General features: G+C 70.2%; 1 protein-coding gene. It reads left to right on the forward strand.

Annotated features, from left to right (window positions below; genetic code table 11):
- Positions 1-1,754, forward strand: a 1,754-nt coding sequence (locus tag HNV26_RS37280; RefSeq protein WP_171453035.1) for a sensor histidine kinase, incomplete at both ends; no start/stop codon positions are given.

Below are 1,754 nucleotides of genomic sequence, written 5' to 3' on the forward strand. Positions count from 1 at the left end.
GGGATGGCCGTGGGGGACGTGGTGCGCATGGGGGAGGGCTTCACGGGCACCATCGCGGCCACGCGACAGCCGCTGCTGGTGCGCGCGGCGCGCACGGACAGCCGGGTGAGCGAGCCGTCCTTGCGCGAAGCGGACCTGTCCGCGCTGTTCGGCGTGCCGTTGCTCTTGGGCGAGCAGTTGATGGGCGTGGTGCTGATGGGCAGCCGCGCCACCCATGAACTATCGGAAGAGGACCAGTTCCTCTTCCGGGCCATGGCGGCGCGTACCACCGCGCTGCTGTTGCAGGCCCAGGCGCATGCCCGCGAGCGCGAGGCGCGCGCCGTGGCGGAGGCGTCCCTGGAGCGCCTCCGGGAGAGTGAAGCGGGCCTGCGGCGGTGGGCGCAGGTCTTCAGGCGGCTGGGCGTGGGCGTGGCGGTGGTGGACGCGACCGATGAGCGGCTGCGCGAGGTGAACCCCGCCTTCGCTCGCATGCATGGCTACTCGCCGGAGGAGCTGACGGGACGGCGGCTGGAGGACACCTATGCGCCGGAAGCGCGCGGCGTGTTGCCTCGGCACGTCGCGGCGGCGAACTCCAAGCCGTCGCACGAATATGAATCACTGCACATGCGGAAGGATGGCACCCGCTTCCCCGCCTTCACGCACGTCACGGCTTTCAAGGATGAGGCCGGTCGCGTGGAGCAGCGGGTGGCCACCGTGGTGGACATCACCCAGCGCCGCGCCATGGAGATGGACCGGCAGCGGCTGTTGGGCGCCATCGAGGCCGAGCGCGCGCGGCTGGCGTCGGTGCTGGACCAGATGCCCGCGGGCGTGTTCATCGCGGACGCACCGTCCGGCCGGTTGGTGATGGCCAGCCGGCAGGTGGAAGTCATCACCGGCAGGCCCTTCCATCCCTCCACGTCGATACAGGACTACCTGGAGGACCATGGCGCCTCGCTGCACCCGGATGGGCGCCCCTACTCCATGGAGGAACTGCCGCTGACGCGCAGCCTGCTCCACGGCGAGGTCGTGCAGGGCGAGGAGATGCTCATCCCCCGCGAGGATGGTCAGAGCATCGCCGTGCTGCTCTCCAGCGCGCCCATCCTGGACCGGGAGGGCACCATCGTCGCGGCGGTGGCCACCATGGTGGATGTCTCCGAACGGCGGCGCGCCCAGGAGGCCTCGCTGCAGGCGGCCCGCTTCGGCGAGCGGCTCATCGCCATTGTCAGTCATGACCTGCGCAACCCGCTCAATGCCATCCAACTGTCCGCGACGCAGTTGTTGCACAGCGAGGCGCTTCCGGAGCGCGAGCGCCGGTTGGTGACGCGCATTGCCCGCTCCGGCGACCGGATGAAACGCATGATTTCAGAGTTGCTCGACTTCACGCGTGGGCGGCTGGGCGGCGGCATTCCCATCCAGCGCACGGCCGGTGATTTGCGGGCCGTGGTCCGGCTGGGGTTGGATGAACTGGAGGCGGCCTGGCCCGAGCGCAAGCTGGTGTTCCGCGTGGAGCCGGGCCGCTACGAAGGGGAGTGGGACGGGGACCGGCTGCTCCAGGTGGTCAGCAACCTGGGGGGCAACGCGCTCCAATACAGCCCCGCGGACGCGCCCGTGTCCTTCAAGTTGTATGACGATGGCGACTTCGTGGTGCTGGAAGTCCAGAACCCCGGCGAGCCCATCTCCCCGGAGATGCTCCCCCGGCTCTTCGACCCTTTCCGGCGCGGCGCCATGGCGGGGGGCGGCGGCGGGAGCAGCAGCGGGTTGGGTCCTGTCTCCCC

Source organism: Myxococcus xanthus (assembly GCF_013116825.1).
Lineage (GTDB): Bacteria > Myxococcota > Myxococcia > Myxococcales > Myxococcaceae > Myxococcus > Myxococcus xanthus_B.